The following is a 16,906-nucleotide window of genomic DNA, read 5'->3' on the forward strand; positions in this document are numbered from 1 at the left end:
TTTATTTAGTTTTTAAATGAAATTATTTTGTCGCTAAGTTCCTCAATGTTGTGTTGCGGATTTTTTTTGTCTATCAATTGTTTCCATTCAATTGGAATGCTTGACGCTCCATTTTTAGCACCACAGATTGCTGTGGCCATCGCTCCGATTGTGTCTGTATCGCCACCAAGATTTGAACATAGGATCGCACATTTTTGAACATCTTTTGTATAATATGCCGCTGAAACTGCTGCTGGAATGCTCTCCGAAATCATAGTCCCAGTTCCTAAAGTTTCATAGATTTGTTTGCTGAATTCGTCTTCGTTATTCGCATATTTGTCCGCTATATCAATTCCTATTTCCAGACGATTTTTGTTTTTGGCAGCCCAAGTGGGGGACCCAAGTTTTAGTCCTTTGTTGTTTGCTTTAATTGCATAATTGATAATGTCATCCCATGAATAATTGGCAATTCCGGCTGTTACTGCACCAGCGATCATGCTTGCTCCGCTTATTGAAACGTCACTTGAGTGAGTTATTTTTGTGACTTGATATACCATTTTTACCAAATTATCTATTTGATTTGTTTCAAAAAGAGATCCAATTGGAGCTATTCTCATTCCAGCCCCGTTAGTCAACGCTTTTTTTGTAACTTCAGTTGGATCTTTTCCTTCTTTAATTAGAGTGAGAGCGGCTTTGCTGCTTGGTCCTAGAATATTATTTTTCCACGCCCCAACTTTATTAGCCCATTCCATAATGTGCTTAACCAGAATTTCTTGTTTGGGTTCCCAATGTGCTTCTATTAAAGCATCAAGAATCGCAAAGGCTTGATTTGTATCATCGGTGTATTCACCTCGACTGAAATTCAGCGCAATCTCATTATCTTGTGTGCCATCCATGAAATCAGTTATTTTTCCGTCGAATTTTTTTCTAATTTTTTGAATTGGCCATAGCTCAGACGGCATTCCCATTGCATCACCGATTGCCTGACCGTATAATGTTCCTAAAATTTTGTCTTTATCTCTCATCGATTTCTCCTAAATTCCAAGAGTGAATTTAAAGCGCGCTTGGTCACTGTATATTATGCCGACTTTTTCCATGATTTCAGAATTGGAGTCATATACAAAACCGTTTACTTTCAATAAAGGATTACCTTTTGAGACCCTCAATAAATTACTGATTTCTTCTTCTGGAGCAACTGGTATGACTTCAAGATTAGCTATCGCTGGATAAGTGTTGTACTTATTTCTTAGGACGTCATATAAAGAACCCTTTTCAAAATTATATTGATCCAATCCTGGAAAATCATCTAAACTCAAAATCGATTCGTCGAATGTCAAAGGAGCTATCTCATCATTGATTTTGATACTGCGTAAGCGCTTGAGAAGCATTTTGTGGCCATTGTCAATTTTCTTTTTTTTAATTAATTTTGTTATTGGAGTTGCCCCAATTTGATGTGCATACTCTGAAAATCCTTTAAAATTAAACATCTCTATTTTTGGATGTTTAAATATCACAAACGATCCCTTTCCCTGAACTTTTTCGATTAACTGCATTGTTTCCAAATCTCTTAGAGCCTTTTGCACTGTCGATCTTGCTGTTCCAAAGAGATTCGCATACTCACTTTCTGATGGCAGTTTTTCTCCAATTTTTCTATTTTTTATAATGTCCATCTGAATGCTAGAAACAATTTGTTTTCTAGTTGTTTTATTTCCTTTATAAGATTCCATAGATAATTTCCTAATTTGAGTACTTGAGTACTCAAGTAGATAATAAATCTTTATGGTAATATTTGCAAGCGATTACATAATTTTTATGGGAACTATTTATTTATAAATTATTTCAGATAGATATTGAGAATCAAAAAAATATTAATAAAAATTTATCATTGGAAGCATCGATGCTTTTTATTTTGATGGATTTAAAAAATTGTCTTACAAGCATAAATCACAAAACAAGTAAATCACGATTAAAGACGAACAAAAACGAATAAAAATATTTTTTAAGGCTTTTTTAATACTTTTTTATGAATGATTATGGAAATTACTCTAATATAGTTCGTAAAATAGTGATATTATGAATTAGTCGTCATTTTGGAGGGACGCAAATTATGATTGAAAGGCTGGTATTTCTTCGTCGAAGAAAAATAAATTCGGATTGATTATTCCTGGGATTGTTGTTCTGCTTATTACTTTTTTTTACCCCTTGATAATGATGGTATTGCCGACTTTTTCTTCCAGCGAAGATTCGGCTAATAGTTATTTTGGATTTTTATCCAATCAACAAAATCAACTGGTAATTTTAAGAACGGTATCAATTGCTTTGGTTTCAACTTTTATTATTGTACTTTTAGGGATCCCAACCAGCATTTGGCTTTCTAAACTATCCGGTTTCAAAAAGACTTTTCTACTGACTTTAGTTGTCTTTCCAATCCTAACCAATAGTGTTGTCCGGAATTACGCTTGGATTACGATCTTGGGGAATAGTGGAATTTTAAACAATTTATTGAAATTTCTACATATTATTAATAGTCCTTTGTCTTTCCTTTATACTGATGGATCTATTATTGCCGGAATCGTTTATCTATTTTTGCCAATTATGATAATTACTCTAATTGGCGAATCCGAAAAGCTTGATCCTGAGTTGGACAACGCAGCTTTGATGTTGGGCACTCGACCGGCAAAAATATTTTGGAAAGTAACCATTCCTCAATTGACAACTGGGATTATTACTGGAGTAACTCTGGTTTTTGTCGGAGCGTTAACGGCCTATACAACACCACAAATTTTGGGAGGTAATCAGCGGTTGGTGATGTCGACACTTTTGTATCAGCAGGCTATGACCCTCGGGAATTGGCAAGCTGCGAGCGTTATCGCAACGATAATGATTGTTATTGCTTTGTTTGTGACATTTCTGTTAAGGAAATTTCAAAAAAAGGTAGATAAGAGGAAAACATTGTGACAACGAATAAGCACTTACTTACGAAAATAATTGGGATTGTGACGATTGTGTTCCTTGTTTTTCCACTGATTTTGATAGTCGTAACATCATTTGGAACTGAGCCAACTATTTCTTTTCCAATCAAAGGCTTTACTTTTGCTTGGTATGCAAACATTTTTTCTCAGGATTCTTTTACTCAAGGTTTTATAACCAGTGTCGTGATTGCATTATTGGCATCGCTTGCTTCTGCCTTGGTTGGCCTTCCAGCTGCTTATGCTTTGACAAGGGGTGAGACAAAGTTCAGTCATTTCTTAGAAAGTGTTTTCTTGGCACCGGTTATGGTTCCTGAGGTTGTTCTTGGTTTCTCCTTGTATTCGTCTCTTGTTATATATGCCCGTTTTCCATTATTTCTCAGCCTCCTTTTTGGACATTTTCTAATTTGTATGCCGTATACGATTAGGCTGCTTATTGGCGGTTTGGAGCAATTTGATTCAAGTATAGAAGAGGCAAGTTGGGTTCTGGGAACTTCTCGTTTATCTGGATTTTTCAAAATGGTTTTGCCAAATATTTCCACCAGTATTATTTCCGGATTTCTTTTGTCCTTTATCAATTCTTTTAATAACATTCCGGTATCTGTATTTTTAAGCGGAGCAAACGTGAATATGTTGCCGACGTCAATTCTAAATTATCTGCAAAACAATTACGATCCGACTGTTTCGGCAATTTCAACCTGCTTGATGTTGCTAACACTTATATTCATGCTGATGGCTGAAAAGAAATTAGGCCTGAAAAGCTTAATCAATTAAAAAAAGGGGATCAGATGGCTAGATTAGATGTCAAACATTTGGCAGTAAGCTATAACGGAAAAAATAAAATATTGAATGATATAAATTTAACGATTGAAGATGGTGAGTTGGTTTCGCTTCTTGGACCAAGCGGATGTGGGAAGACAACTACTCTAAGATCAATTGCAGGGCTTATTCGATCCAACCAGGGTCAAATTCTGGTTGATGGAAAAGATATCAGTAGGATTCCGGTTTATAAAAGGAATTTTGGGATGGTTTTTCAAAGTTATGCACTTTTTCCGCAACTGACGGTGAGAGAAAATGTTGCTTTTGGTCTTAAAAATCAGCATATTCGTGAGCCCGATCTGAGTTCGAGAGTAAATGAAATGTTGGATATAGTTGGTCTTTTGGATTACGCGGCGAGATTTCCAAGCCAATTATCCGGCGGACAGCAGCAGCGTGTTTCATTAGCAAGATCTTTAGTTACCCATCCCAGTCTTCTTCTGTTGGATGAACCTTTAAGTAATCTTGATGCGAAGTTAAGGGTTGAAATGAGAGAAATGATTCGCGAAATTCAACAACGCTTAAAATTAACAATGCTTTTCGTAACACATGATCAGTCAGAATGTTTTGCTATTTCTGATCATGTAGCTGTGATGAATAAGGGCGTGATTGAGCAATTTGACAGTTCAGAATCTATTTATCATCATCCTTTAACGGAGTTCGTTGCACATTTTATTGGTTATGAAAACTTTTTCCAAGTAAAAAAGTTCTTAAAAAATCAAAAATATTTATTAGATCATAATCTTGAGTTTACAGCGGCTGACTCATCTCCGAATGTGATCAGTTTGACGATTCGTCCAGAGGATATCGAAATAATCGAAAAAGAAACGGAAAATTCGGATAATCATAATCAATTAGAAGGAAAAATATTATTTTCCACCTATCTGGGTGATAGCTATCGCTATCAAATTGATACACCTTTAGGGATTGTGATTGCGGTTTCTGGAACGGATAAAAAATATCTTTCCGGACAGCCGATTGTTTTAAACTTTCCCAGCCAAAAGGTTTTGGGATTGAGCAAATAAATTTATTTAAAAGGGAATTAAAATGGGATTAAGAAAAAGTATTTTTATGCGTACGGCAATTATTACCGGAGCCTTATTAACATTTGTTTCATTAATAAACACAAATGTACAGGCTAAAAGTTCAGGAAGTTTGACGGTTTCGACTTTTGGATTAAGTACCAAACAAATGCAGAGCGATGTTTTAACTCCGTTTTCTAAAAAGACAAATGTTAAAATAAACACCCAATTTGGCGATAGTGCTACTAGATTAACTCAGATTGAAAAAAATAAAAACAGTAACGTTGACGTGGTTGAGTTATCGCAAAATAATGCATTAACTGCAAATAACGAGAAAGTCTTTCAGAAATTGGATTTTTCCAAATTGAAAAACTTTAAATATTTATCGAAAAGTGAACAAAAACTGGCCAAAGAGACTAACAGTATTCCTTATACGATCAATAGTGTTGGAATTGTCTACAATGCAAAAAAGGTTGGCAAAATAACATCATGGAATCAATTGTGGTCTTCTAAATTAAAAAACAAAATCTCGATTCCTGATGTTACAACAACCTTTGGTCCGGCGATGTTATATATTGCGGCAGATGATTCCGGAAAGAGCATCACTAGCAAAAGTGGAGCATCGGCTTTTTCTGCTTTGAAATCATTAAAGCCAAACCTAGTTAAAACATATACACAGTCATCTGATTTGGCAAATATGTTTAATTCTGGGGAAATTCAAGCTGCCGTTGTCGGTGACTATGCTGTTGGAATGTTGGAAACTTCTAATTCTAATCTTCGTTACGTTGTGCCCAACAGTGGTACTTATGCAAACTATGATACAGTTTCGATTGTTAAAGGAACCAAGAATTTGAAAGCCGCCTATAAGTATTTGGATTACCGTATTTCTAAAAGTGTTCAGAAAAAAGTCGCTAAAACAAGTTCCCTTAACAATGCACCAGTAAATACAAAAGTCAAATTAAGTGCAGCTAACGCTAAAAATAAAACTTATGGAAAAATTGCCGATCGGGCTAAAACAATTGATTTTAAATATGTGAACGCTCATTTAAAGAATTGGATTACCCGTTGGAATTCGCTGATTAATAATTAAGGAGACAACAATAAATTGATTAAAGCTGATCTAAAAATAATCAATGGCCAAATTTATAACACTTTTACACGTCAGTTCGCTGCAAAAGAAGTTGCGATTGTCGATGGGAAATTTTTTCAAATAGCAGATAAACTATCCGATGATTTTAAATTTGAAGATATACTGGATCTCAAAGGTTCTTATGTTATTCCTGGTTTGATTGATTCGCATATGCATATTGAAAGTTCTATGGCCACGCCAACTAATTTTAGCGAAACTGCGATTCGTTTTGGAACGACAACCGTTATTGCCGATGCTCATGAGATAGCTAACACGAGCGGCATTAAAGGCCTTAAACGTTTTATGGATCAGCCTTCTTTGATAGATACTTTTTTCGCGATTCCTTCTTCTGTTCCTTCTACAAATCCCGAACTGGAAACAACAGGTGGAATTATTGATTTAGAGGAAGTTAAGGAATTATTGGCAGATCCTAGAATTATTTGTCTGGGAGAAGCGATGAATTTTAAAGGAATCACTTCTGAGCCTAATTCTTTAATCAGAAAAATTATTGCTTTATGTCAAAAGAAACGTCCAAGAATGCCCCTTGAAGGCCATGTACCAAACATTAGTAAAGAAGATTTGGCTAAGTTCATTTTTGCCGGTATTTTATCTGATCATACTCAGCAAACGCCTGCCTTAATTAAAGAGAAAATTGAGAATGGCATGTTTATTCAGCTCCAGAAAAAATCTCTCAATAAGGAAAATATAGAAACAATCGTTAAGAACCATTTCTACGATTATTCGGCCCTGGTTACCGACGATACAATGGCCGACGATTTGATCAACGGTCACCTTAATTCTATTATCAAACTGGCAGTGAAATGTGGCTTACCGCTGGAGTGGGCAATATATATGACAACTTATACACCCGCGCAGCACATGCATTTTCAAGATCGTGGCGTGATTGCTCCCGGCAAAATTGCTGATTTTGTCGTTTTAAACAACTTAGATGGTTTCTCTATCAAAAATGTATACAAGAGAGGCGTCCCAATAGATAAATTGTCGATTGATGATGAGAAACCGTTTGCTAGTGAAGAGTATCATTCGATTTATGTTCCTAATCGATCAGCTAAAGATTTTACACTTAGAGTTTCAAAAGATCTAAAAAAAATTACTGCTAATGTTATTGAAATAGCTGCTAAAGGAACATTTACGAAAGCAGTCAAAAAAGAGTTGCTTGTTAAGGATGGTATTGTCGACTGGCAAAAAGCTGGTCTGGCATTATTAGCTGTTCAGGAAAGATATGGCAAAACAGGTCAATTGACTCTTGCTTTGGTTTCTAAATCTATTAATAAAAGTGGCGCAATAGCAACGACTTGGGCTCACGACCACCATAATTTGATGGTTTTGGGAACGAATCCTGATTCAATGGCGATTGCTTACGATAAAGTTGCTAGTCAGCAGGGTGGTTATTTAGTTGTTAAGGATAAAGAAATTGTCGCCAATGTCCAACTGCCGATAGCAGGCATCATAAGTGATGAACCCATTGATATTATTGGTCATAAATTAAAAAAGGTAAGACTGGCAATGAAAGATTTGGGATATGTCAATACCAATGAAATCATGTCTTTGTCGACTCTTTCTTTATTGGTGTCACCTTCGATTAAGGTATCAGATAAAGGTATTTTTGATGTTAAAACTCAAACTAAAATACCTTTATTGCTGGCAGGGGAAGAATGAATAAACTCAAAGAGCTAATTGTAGATACCGACCCGGGGGTTGATGATGCCTTGGCTTTAGCGCTTGCTTTTAGGAACAGCAACTTAAAGATCGATTTAATCACAACTGTTTATGGGAATATTGGCGTTAAACAGTCTACTAATAATGCGCTAAAATTGTTAACATTTTGGGGTAAAAAAGTTCCCGTTGCCGCTGGTTCCAAAGCTTCTCTATTGGGAAGGAATTTTGAGGCGCGATCGGTCCATGGAAACAATGGTCTTGGAGATGCGAAGTTTCCTGCTCCAGACAAAGGACTGCTTTTAAATACAAATGCAGTTTCCTCCATTCATAAATTGTTAAGTAACTCTGATCACAAGATTTCAATTTTGGCGATTGCACCATTGACAAACCTAGCAATTTTATTAAAAGAATATCCGGAAGATCGAAAAAAAATATCAGAGATCATTATGATGGGTGGATCTTGGGGCAGAGGAAACGCTGGCATATTTTCGGAATTTAATGTTTTTAATGACCCGGAAGCAGCAAACATTATCTTTCAAAGCACGATACCATTAACGATTATTCCTTTAGAAATTGGACGGATGGCACAGATAAACAAGAACACGATAACATCGATTAAAGCTTCTGGAATAATTGGATATTCCATATCCTTAATGTTTGGCGGTTACCATAGTGGTCCTGATAGGAATACTTTTAATATTTACGATGCTCTGACGGTTTCTTATTTGCTTCATCCGGAATTCTTTACGCTTGCGTCGGCCTTTGTTGCTGTCGAAATTGGCGGCAAATATACGCGTGGCGCTACAGTTATTGATGATCGTGGTAAATTAAAACAACCTTTTAATGCCAAAGTTGCAAAGAAGGTCGATGTTGAAGCATTCTCCAATTGGTTTCAAAAGCAATGGTAGAATTCAATATTTGGATTTTTTCATAGGGCATAAAAAAGAACGTTGAATGATTCAACGTTCTTTTCTTATATTCCTATATTTGATTATTTAATGATTCTGCACTTTGAAAAATGAATACTGAATAAATTTAAAAGATTTTATTTTGTTTCTAAAATGAATATTTCTGCTTATCTTTATCGGTAAAATTGCTATCTTGGCAATTGACAGTTTGCCTATTGTTCGTTCAATATTTCGGCGGCTTTTTGAAAATTATTCGTAAAAATGCCGGCAACATGCTTTTTTAACAGTTTTTTCTCTTCTAATGGATCATCGATTGTCCAGATTCTTTCGGTTGTGTTTGCCAATTTTTGATAGTGCTTTAAGTGCAAACCAGCCAAATGATTAATCTTCATAAAATGGTGGGCATTATGAAGGTATTTAGGAGTCAAAAAACAGTATTGGCCATTCTTATCCATTTGATAGCATTTTTTTAAAGAGTTTAGATAAAAAGACGAATAGATAATTTGATATTTGAGATTTGTTTTTTTGACCATTTCCATAACGATGGCTTCGATATTTTCATAGTGGAATAAATCGGTCTTAAACTCAAGATTTAACCTAATTGATTTATTCTCGACTAATTTTAAAAGCTCCTTTAGAGAAGGGATTGTCTGCCCGTCGGCTAATTTGAATTTTTTAAGTTCAGCGAATTGATAGTCTTTAATAAAGCCGTTTCCATTTGTTGTTCGATCTATTCTTTCATCATGCATGACCACCGGAACCCGGTCTTTGGTTAAATGAACATCGAATTCAATTCCATCGGCCGAATGGTCAATTGTATATTGGAAACCTGCCAATGAATTTTCCGGAAGGCGGGCTGGAATTCCACGATGGGCAAAAATTAAAGTTTTCTGATCTGACATTTCTTTATATACTCCCTAAATGATGATTTTAATAACGCCAACCGTTGGCTCGATTATTATTTTTAATGTAACTATTCATAGCTTCCTCAGCCTGAGTCAAAGAGCTTTTTATATTGCTGCCGTTATAAATTTGATCAAGGGCTGTGTTGAGAATTATTCTTTCCTGGACAATTCCTTCGACAAAGATTCCCGAGTTGGAATTGTTTGGAACGGTCTTGGCTAATTGTTCGCTGGGAACCTTTAGCGCTGGATTCTTTTTATAAAGATTTTTCAAAGTTTTTGTCTTTTTCGAGTTCTTATTCAAAGCCAGATAGCCGGTTGCTTTTTGCCAGGTAGCTTGATTTTTGGCGCTTTCCAGGTATTTAATAAAATTCCAGGCGCCTTGCTGGACTTCTGAGCTTTTATCGTTGCTGATCCAAAGAGCGGCACCACCAATTGCGACGCCGTTGGCTTTTTGGCCGTCAGCATGAGGATAGTAGGTTACACCAAGTTTTTGATTTTTCATGCCGAGAGTCAACTGGCCGATATCGGCTGATGATTCCATGAATATACCCAATTTTCCGGATAAAAAGGCTGCCATTTCATTGGCTGAGGCGTTTGTACCGGAACCGTAATTTATAAAGTCGCCGCTTTTAACGTTTTCTTGGATCCATTCCATCGCTTTCAGCGAACCGGAATTAATGAAAGAAGCTTTTGTTGGTGTTGCTAGACGACCGTTTTGATTGTTAACGCTATAGTTGCCGGAATTTGCAATCAATTGGTCGAATAGCCAGCCATAAACTTCCATTGTCATTCCTTTGACTTTTTTGTTTGATCTTTGATAGAGCTGTTTTGCCACGCGAGTGATATCGCTATAACTTGGATTCATTGGCGGCGGAGTGATATTATATTTTTTTAATAACGACGCATTGTAGTAAAGAACTGGTTGCGATGTATTAAAGGGCATCCCCAATAGCTCTCCTTTTTGACTATAAAAGGCTCGGGCAACCGAGGATATATCGTTTACGTTAAAACTCTTGTCTTTATCGATGAACTTTTGGACCTTCGTGATATAGCCGCTGTGATAAAGTTGGCTGACTGAAATATCAGCTGATTGAAAAACGGCCGGAGAAGTATTGCTTTCATGTGTGTTTAAGATTTTTTGAACGGCTTCTTCGTAAGTTCCTTCAAATTGAGAAACGACTTGATATTTGCTTTGCGATTTATTGAATTGTTTGACGAATTCGTTGAGTTGCGTTTGTGCCGGTCCGGTCATCTCATGCCAAAAAACAATTTTAATTCTTTTGGAATTGTCGGCTGCAGAGGCCTGCTTGTTGCCCAACAAACTAACTGGGAGCAAAGATAAAAACGCAACCGTAAGAACGATGATTAAGTTATAAATAACTCTCTTCTGATTTTTCATTTGACGGCACCTTCATTGAGACCCGATTTAAAGTAATGCTGACCAAAATATAGAACGATCAGGGTTGGAATGACGATAATTGCCGCGCTCGCCTGGATCATCCCCCAGTTGTTGAAAGTTTCCTGGGATTGAAGTTCGCGCAGGCCTACTTGAACTGGCCGGTAGTCGTCACTGAAAGTTGTTAACAAGGGCCAGAGATATTGATTCCAAGCAGAAAGGAAACTATAGGCTGCTAATGTATAAATGCTTAATTTACTATAGGGCAAAGCTCCTTTTAGATAAAATTGCCAATGGCTCAACCCTTCAACGTCGGCGGCTTCCTTTAATTCGTAAGGCATTTGCATAAAAGACTGCCGCAGCATAAAAATACCAAAAGCCGAAGTCATGAAGGGGATGACCATTCCCAAGTAACTGTTCAGTAATCCTAATGATTTGATTGTTTGAAAATTAGGAATTACTTCTGCTTCAAATGGCAGCATCATTGTTGAAAGAACCAGATAAAAATAAAAATTCCGATACTTAAAATCAATGAAGACAAAAGCGTACGCAGCCAGGGAACAGAAAAATACCTGACAGATCATTGTTAAAATCGAGATAAACAAACTGTTGAACAAATAGCGAATTATTGGTGTTTGCGTCAAGGCTGCCCAATAGTTGTCCAGGGAAATATTGTCAATAAACAGTTTTCCGCTTGAAATGTCGGCAGTCGGTAGAAGACTTGTCCAAAGGCCGATTATAAAAGGACCAAGTATTAGAAGCGACAAAATTATCAGCAACAGGTAATGCCAAGTTTTTTTGCTTCCGGTCCACTGATTTAGATTTTCCATTAATAGCTGACCTTCTTTTCCAAATATTTGAATTGAATAAAGGTTAAGATAGCGATAATAATCGTTAGGATGACCGATTCAGCGCTGGCTTGCGAATAATTACCATTCAAAAAAGCATTTTGATAAATTTGGTAAACCAGCATATTGGTTGCATTGTTTGGCCCACCAGCTGTCATTAGATCGATTAGGCCGAAACTTTTAAATGATTCGATTAATGTAATGATAGAAACGAAGAAAAGAGTTGGTGAGATGAGTGGAATTGTCACGTGCATAAATCGGTAGACCGGGCCAACTCCCTCAATTGCTGTTTCTTCATAGAGACTTAGCGGCAAAGATTCGAAGGCACTGAAAAGTACCAGGAACGCAAAGCCCAAATTCATCCAGACAGTTGAAATTATCACGGAAATCATCGCCAAGTTCGGATCGGTTGACCAGTTTAGAATCGGCAGGTGAAAGAAGGCTGCGACCTGGTTTAAAATTCCAATTGAAGGATTAAAAATAAATAGCCAAAAGATTGCCGAGACCGATATGGAAACGCCCATCGTCGAAGAAAAAATTGTTCGAAAAAAAACGGACCCTCTAACGTTTTTGCTGGCTGTACTTGCTAGTAAAAGACCTAAAAAAATCGTCAAAACAGAAACACCAATAACATAAACGAAAGTGGATCCTAAGCTGGCAAGATAAGTGCTGGATGTTAAAAGGGAAACATAGTTTTCCAAACCAACAAAGACTGTGTTTTGTCCATTCCCATTCGTCAAGAACAGGCTTAGATAGATTGTTTTCAGCATTGGATAAAAAATAAAAAGAATTAGAAGGAGCAGCGACGGCCCTAAAAAAAGCAGTGCGTAAAATTTGTCATTTTTTTTGACGCTGATTTTATTCGCCAATATTGATTTTTTTGAATTTTCAAGAATATTTTGTTTTTTTGCATCGAGTAAATTATTTTCCTCTTCCATTGATTAAACTCCCACGCTGATGGCAGCCAAGTTTCTTTTCTCAGGATCGAAAACGAAAGCGTCGCCTCTTGAAGTGGCTTTTATTCTTTCTCCCGGGGCAATCGATAGCTGATTTTCTTTTACGATTCTGACTGTTTGGCCATTATCCAGCAAAGCCGATACAATCGTTTGCGAACCTAAATTGGAAACATTTTTTACGCTTGCATTTCCCTCCTTTAAATTATCAATTGTTTCAAAGTCCATTTGATTCGGTCGAATTCCGACCACATAGTCGTTCTTATCAAGTTTTTTATTGACTTTTATTTTTAAATATTTGTCGATTGTAATCTCGTGATTGTTCGATTGATAATTTCCTGACAGAATATTGATCTTTGGGGAGCCAAAAAAATTGGCAACAAATTCGTTAGCCGGCTGATTATAAATTCCCAACGGCGTATCGATTTGTTGGACATGTTTGTCGTTTAAAACCATGATATGATCAGCCATCGTCATTGCCTCGATTTGATCATGGGTGACATAAATAAGCGTTAAACCTAGTTTTTGCTGCAAGTCGCGAATTTCGGAACGCATTTTTACTCTTAATTGGGCATCCAGATTGGATAAAGGCTCGTCCATTAAACATATTTTGGCATCGCTGGCGATTGCCCGGGCCAATGCAACTCTTTGCCTTTGGCCACCGGAAAGATCCCTCGGTTTTCTTTCCTTATAATCGGAAAGATCAACCATTTCAAGCGCGTGAGCAACTCTCTTTTTAATTTCCTCTTCGGGCATTTTTCTGGCCTTTAATCCAAAAGCGATATTGTCCTCGACATTGAGAAAAGGAAAAAGCGCATAATCCTGAAAAACCATCGTCAGATTTCTGTCTTTGGCGGCCAGTCCATTAATTTGTTTTCCATTAATCTTTATAATTCCGTCGGTTATATCGATCAGGCCAGCCAACATTCTTAGAAGGGTACTCTTTCCGCATCCTGATGGTCCGACAACTGCAAAGAATTCACCGTTTTCAATTTCGGCATTGATATTTTCAAGTACCGGTGCTTGATCATAAGTTTTTGTAATATTCTTAAATTCGATTGACAAAGTAGTTCTCCGTAAATTTCCCTTATTTTTCGATTAAAAATTCCAACTTCTTTTTTAAAAAAATAATCATCCCCGTTCTTTTTTTAATAAACGCCCGTATCTTAGCAACTGAAAGCTTTTATTTATGTAACGTTATAATTAATTTGTATAAAGTTGTTTTTGTTTCTATTTTTGTCTGCGATATGAATGAATCTAATCAACAACTCAAATTTTTCAGTGATATTTCCGATCAGGAGATTTTTTTTGTAAAAAAAGGCAGCCTCGATTTTCTATTCGACGCCAATAAATTTGTTTTACCGGCAATTGGGAAAGACGATCTGCAGCGGGTTTTTCGCCTGGCCAACTTGGGCAACTATGTTCTGATTCGCGGAGCAGGCAAGGTCATGATCGAATTGCCGATTAATTTGGAAACGCATATTTTGTTGCTTCCAAATGAATATATTCAAAGAGATTTTAGTGACAAGTCCCAAAGCGATGTCCACTCGATTGCTGATGCCGTACAACTTGCTGAACTTGTTTTTTCTCTTTATACGCAAAAGAAACCGCCGACCCGCCAAGTTATGACTTATTGGCTGGAACAAAAACAATTTGTGGAACAGGTTGAAAATCTGAATTTTAAAAAAGATTCCAAAGAATCGCTTTTCTTTTTTTACCAGGAACAAATTGCGAATAATTTACAGGCCTTGGATCAAAAGAATATCATCAAAAATATGAATGAGTTGAAATCTCTTTTTCCGAATTATCAACATCAGAAAAATCAATTGATCGTCCCGGCTGATCAGAGTTATTTAAAGGAACTGTTAATTTCTTTTATTTGCAGCATGGCCGATCATTCGATTGATTCTGGTTTGTCGCTGAATGAATCTGCCAAAATTAGAATGGAACTTATCAATCGGGTATATCAGCAGCAGATTGTTAATTTTTATAGTGAAATCAAAAAAATTGTTTGGGCATATTTTGATAAACTGAAAAACCATAATCGCGAAGACGGCGCCGGTGTTGCTTTTATTTGTCGCAACTACATTGATGGCAACCTTGAAAAAAAGCTAACCTTACATGAAATCGCCGAAAAGGGAAATGTTTCTAAACAAACCCTTAATCCAATTTTCAAAAAAAGGTATGGCGTGACCGTCAAACAGTATGTGAATAATAAGAAAATCGAATTAGCGAAAAAAATGCTGGCTGATAATAAGAAAAATCTGCAGGAAATCTCCAATTACTTGTCCTTTGTTGATAAAAGTTATTTTGTAAAAATTTTTCATTCGATAACCGGTGTTACTCCAAAGAAATATCGCCATTAACTTTTTGATAAAAAATAGTTTTTATACCATTACTTTCTTTCTTTATATTTTTGGCATCCTTTATGAATTACGATGTTCTCTGCTATGAGGGGACAGATATGATCACAATAGCCGTTTTATTCTTTATGAGATCAGTTTTTAAGAAAATTAATTCCTTCTATTTATCAAAGAAGAGGGTTCTTAAAAAAGAATAAATTGTTGGCTTGTTTGATTTTTGTTATTTTTCGATTTTTTCAGAAGGGTTCTTACTTTTAATATTTATAATAAAAAAACGCTCCTATTGAAGCGTTTTTTTATTGAATTGATTCAAATAACTAATCCCTCTCTGCTCTTGAATTCTTTAAGACTGATTGGATCTTCTTGGAGTTCCAAATAAACTTTTTTATATTTTTTATAATCAATTGAAACGAGGAAATGGTAATGGTTTGCTTTTCTTGGCCACTCGTCCAATCCATTTGCTCGCTCGAAAATGAGAAAGACCGTTTTGCTTTCCCTGGCCTTTACGACAAGGGGCAGAATCGAAGTTTTCTTTTTTTCTTCCCCGAAATCAATTAATGCCTCGTAAGCCGCTGTTTTAATCCCTGAAAACTTGGCTCCTGCTTTTTGGAAATTTTACCAATCAAGATTTCAATGCCGTCGATAATTTTGTCATCGAAACTCAGATTGCTAAAAGATGTTTTTAATATGAGTAGATTGTTGTTTCCTTCCCCTGTGTAAGCAGCCTCCTTAAATTGAACCAGAATGCTTGTTTTCTCGACTACCAAATCATAATTTGATTTGGTAGCTTTTGTTAAGTCGCCGGCACCCAAATTTAAGCTCATATTCGTTTATTCTCCTTTATGACTTAAATTATATTACTATGACAATTTTTACGATACAGTCATTCTACTTTGAATTTTAAAGGATCTCCAGTAGATTGGGAAAGTCTTGCCTCAGCAGAAGATTTGAGAACGCTTTACAATGTATGTAAGAGGTGATATATGTTATTAACGTCCACTGTGATCATGGCAACGTTCAATGGCTCCAAGTATATTCATGATCAGCTTCAATCAATTTTTAATCAAAGTATTTTGCCGACCAGAGTTATTATTCGCGATGACAAATCAAGTGATGATACGGCTGAAATTGTCAACCAGTTTATTGACGGAAATAATTTGCGAGCTAGTTGGGATTTTAAAGTCAATCAAAAAAGAAAAGGCTGGCGGGAAAATTTTATTTCAATGTTGAGGCAGACTGAAACCGATGTCGTTTTTTATAGTGACCAGGACGATATTTGGCAGGAAAACAAAGTGGAAGCTACTTTAACTGCCTTTGAGGCCGAAGAGGAAATGGAAGTGTTGGTTTCCGACTATGTAATTATTCCCAAAGAACAAAATTTGTTGGTTGTTCGTCAACTTGAAGAGACACCTGTTTCCAGTCAACTCTATAAAGTCGATCTGACACTGACGAATTTGGCCGTATACCGTCCTGGGTGCGGCATGGCTTTAAGAAAGTCGATTATTGATTCGACAATCGAAATCTTTCGTCGTGTAAAAGTCGATTTTAATGCGGTTGCCCAGACTCACGACCAGGCTGCTTGGTTGGCGGCAGTTGCCCGCGGAACGCTTTATCATCTTCACCAGCCTTTGTTTATTAGACGGATTCATCCAGACAGCACTTGGCAAACTGAAAAAAAGCAGCATAAAGATCATTTATATGGTGACAGTCTTAGTTTCGTTGTTTATTTGAAGGCAGTTGAAAAATTTTTTGCCGGCAATCAGTCCTATCCATATTTCCTACAGCGGAATTTTCAAGAAGAAATCAAGAATAAAATTCGCAGTTTTTCAGTTGATGAACTATCTTGAATTCATTTTCTGATATTCAATGCACACTTAAATACGATTTATTTTTAATGAGTGCACAAACTTAACCCTGATTTGTACTTTTGTCAGAAAA

At 36.4% G+C, this 16,906-nt stretch carries 16 protein-coding genes; 8 read left to right on the forward strand and 8 right to left on the reverse strand.

Features of this window, described 5'->3' with window-relative positions; all coding sequences use genetic code 11:
• Positions 1-5: 5 nt before the first annotated feature.
• Both A3G9_RS0101215 and A3G9_RS0101220 read right to left on the reverse strand, forming a co-directional pair.
• On the reverse strand, positions 6-1,004 hold the full coding sequence (locus A3G9_RS0101215) for an ADP-ribosylglycohydrolase family protein (protein WP_002817284.1): 999 nt from the start codon (positions 1,002-1,004) through the stop codon (positions 6-8).
• A gap of 9 nt (positions 1,005-1,013) precedes the next feature.
• Positions 1,014-1,706, reverse strand: coding sequence for a GntR family transcriptional regulator (locus A3G9_RS0101220; RefSeq protein ID WP_002820847.1), 693 nt, complete (start codon positions 1,704-1,706; stop codon positions 1,014-1,016).
• 427 nt (positions 1,707-2,133) lie between these two features.
• On the opposite strand from A3G9_RS0101220, the gene A3G9_RS0101225 reads away from it, so the two are divergent.
• The 6 genes from A3G9_RS0101225 to A3G9_RS0101250 are packed head-to-tail and all read left to right on the forward strand — an operon-like array spanning position 2,134 to position 8,503.
• Complete coding sequence (locus A3G9_RS0101225; RefSeq protein WP_002821714.1) at positions 2,134-2,937, forward strand: ABC transporter permease; 804 nt, start codon at positions 2,134-2,136, stop codon at positions 2,935-2,937.
• Positions 2,934-3,722 carry an ABC transporter permease gene (locus A3G9_RS0101230; protein ID WP_002817287.1) on the forward strand — a complete coding sequence of 263 codons (789 nt, stop codon included), beginning with the start codon at positions 2,934-2,936 and terminating at the stop codon, positions 3,720-3,722. The genes A3G9_RS0101225 and A3G9_RS0101230 overlap by 4 nt, the downstream gene beginning before the upstream one ends.
• A 14-nt stretch (positions 3,723-3,736) precedes the next feature.
• Positions 3,737-4,789 (forward strand): ABC transporter ATP-binding protein, encoded by a 1,053-nt coding sequence (locus tag A3G9_RS0101235; RefSeq protein ID WP_002821715.1) that lies wholly within the window; start codon positions 3,737-3,739, stop codon positions 4,787-4,789.
• Positions 4,790-4,811: 22 nt separating this feature from the next.
• Positions 4,812-5,876 carry an ABC transporter substrate-binding protein gene (locus A3G9_RS0101240; RefSeq protein WP_002821716.1) on the forward strand — a complete coding sequence of 355 codons (1,065 nt, stop codon included), beginning with the start codon at positions 4,812-4,814 and terminating at the stop codon, positions 5,874-5,876.
• 15 nt (positions 5,877-5,891) lie between these two features.
• Entirely contained in the window at positions 5,892-7,595 is a 1,704-nt protein-coding gene (locus A3G9_RS0101245; protein WP_002821717.1) for an adenine deaminase C-terminal domain-containing protein, read from the forward strand.
• Complete coding sequence (locus A3G9_RS0101250) at positions 7,592-8,503, forward strand: nucleoside hydrolase (RefSeq protein ID WP_002821719.1); 912 nt, start codon at positions 7,592-7,594, stop codon at positions 8,501-8,503. Before A3G9_RS0101245 ends, A3G9_RS0101250 begins: the two co-directional genes overlap by 4 nt.
• 212 nt (positions 8,504-8,715) lie before the next feature.
• Here the strand turns inward: A3G9_RS0101250 and A3G9_RS0101255 are convergent, their stop codons facing one another.
• The 5 genes from A3G9_RS0101255 to A3G9_RS0101275 are packed head-to-tail and all read right to left on the reverse strand — an operon-like array spanning position 8,716 to position 13,670.
• The gene (locus A3G9_RS0101255) at positions 8,716-9,405 is read right to left on the reverse strand and encodes a glycerophosphodiester phosphodiesterase family protein (protein ID WP_002820844.1); all 690 of its coding nucleotides are present in this window, start codon (positions 9,403-9,405) and stop codon (positions 8,716-8,718) included.
• Between the two features lie 28 nt (positions 9,406-9,433).
• Positions 9,434-10,807, reverse strand: a complete 1,374-nt coding sequence (locus A3G9_RS0101260; RefSeq protein WP_002821720.1) for an ABC transporter substrate-binding protein — start codon at positions 10,805-10,807, stop codon at positions 9,434-9,436.
• Positions 10,804-11,634 carry a carbohydrate ABC transporter permease gene (locus A3G9_RS0101265; RefSeq protein ID WP_002821721.1) on the reverse strand — a complete coding sequence of 277 codons (831 nt, stop codon included), beginning with the start codon at positions 11,632-11,634 and terminating at the stop codon, positions 10,804-10,806. Before A3G9_RS0101265 ends, A3G9_RS0101260 begins: the two co-directional genes overlap by 4 nt.
• Complete coding sequence (locus A3G9_RS0101270) at positions 11,634-12,590, reverse strand: carbohydrate ABC transporter permease (protein ID WP_002821722.1); 957 nt, start codon at positions 12,588-12,590, stop codon at positions 11,634-11,636. Before A3G9_RS0101270 ends, A3G9_RS0101265 begins: the two co-directional genes overlap by 1 nt.
• Before the next feature lie 3 nt (positions 12,591-12,593).
• A complete protein-coding gene (locus A3G9_RS0101275; protein WP_002817298.1) occupies positions 12,594-13,670 on the reverse strand; it encodes an ABC transporter ATP-binding protein in 1,077 nt (358 codons plus the stop codon).
• Between the two features lie 143 nt (positions 13,671-13,813).
• On the opposite strand from A3G9_RS0101275, the gene A3G9_RS0101280 reads away from it, so the two are divergent.
• Positions 13,814-14,971 (forward strand): helix-turn-helix domain-containing protein, encoded by a 1,158-nt coding sequence (locus A3G9_RS0101280; RefSeq protein WP_002821723.1) that lies wholly within the window; start codon positions 13,814-13,816, stop codon positions 14,969-14,971.
• 551 nt (positions 14,972-15,522) lie between these two features.
• On the opposite strand, the gene A3G9_RS0101290 is transcribed toward A3G9_RS0101280, so the two are convergent.
• Entirely contained in the window at positions 15,523-15,792 is a 270-nt protein-coding gene (locus tag A3G9_RS0101290; RefSeq protein WP_002820840.1) for a hypothetical protein, read from the reverse strand.
• Positions 15,793-15,951: 159 nt separating this feature from the next.
• Between A3G9_RS0101290 and A3G9_RS0101295 the strand changes: the two genes are divergently transcribed.
• The gene (locus tag A3G9_RS0101295) at positions 15,952-16,815 is read left to right on the forward strand and encodes a glycosyltransferase family 2 protein (protein WP_002817300.1); all 864 of its coding nucleotides are present in this window, start codon (positions 15,952-15,954) and stop codon (positions 16,813-16,815) included.
• The last annotated feature ends 91 nt before the right edge of the window (positions 16,816-16,906 follow it).

This window comes from Oenococcus oeni DSM 20252 = AWRIB129 (genome assembly GCF_000372485.1).
Lineage (GTDB): Bacteria > Bacillota > Bacilli > Lactobacillales > Lactobacillaceae > Oenococcus > Oenococcus oeni.

What these genes read in the sequence shown, in the direction of transcription:
- A3G9_RS0101270 (WP_002821722.1), bottom strand. Translation starts at nt 12,590, where the DNA reads ATGGAAGAGGAAAATAATTTACTCGATGCAAAAAAACAAAATATTCTT.
- A3G9_RS0101265 (WP_002821721.1), bottom strand. Translation starts at nt 11,634, where the DNA reads ATGGAAAATCTAAATCAGTGGACCGGAAGCAAAAAAACTTGGCATTAC.
- A3G9_RS0101260 (WP_002821720.1), bottom strand. Translation starts at nt 10,807, where the DNA reads ATGAAAAATCAGAAGAGAGTTATTTATAACTTAATCATCGTTCTTACG.
- A3G9_RS0101295 (WP_002817300.1), top strand. Translation starts at nt 15,952, where the DNA reads ATGTTATTAACGTCCACTGTGATCATGGCAACGTTCAATGGCTCCAAG.
- A3G9_RS0101240 (WP_002821716.1), top strand. Translation starts at nt 4,812, where the DNA reads ATGGGATTAAGAAAAAGTATTTTTATGCGTACGGCAATTATTACCGGA.
- A3G9_RS0101220 (WP_002820847.1), bottom strand. Translation starts at nt 1,706, where the DNA reads ATGGAATCTTATAAAGGAAATAAAACAACTAGAAAACAAATTGTTTCT.
- A3G9_RS0101255 (WP_002820844.1), bottom strand. Translation starts at nt 9,405, where the DNA reads ATGTCAGATCAGAAAACTTTAATTTTTGCCCATCGTGGAATTCCAGCC.
- A3G9_RS0101215 (WP_002817284.1), bottom strand. Translation starts at nt 1,004, where the DNA reads ATGAGAGATAAAGACAAAATTTTAGGAACATTATACGGTCAGGCAATC.
- A3G9_RS0101250 (WP_002821719.1), top strand. Translation starts at nt 7,592, where the DNA reads ATGAATAAACTCAAAGAGCTAATTGTAGATACCGACCCGGGGGTTGAT.
- A3G9_RS0101235 (WP_002821715.1), top strand. Translation starts at nt 3,737, where the DNA reads ATGGCTAGATTAGATGTCAAACATTTGGCAGTAAGCTATAACGGAAAA.
- A3G9_RS0101290 (WP_002820840.1), bottom strand. Translation starts at nt 15,792, where the DNA reads ATGAGCTTAAATTTGGGTGCCGGCGACTTAACAAAAGCTACCAAATCA.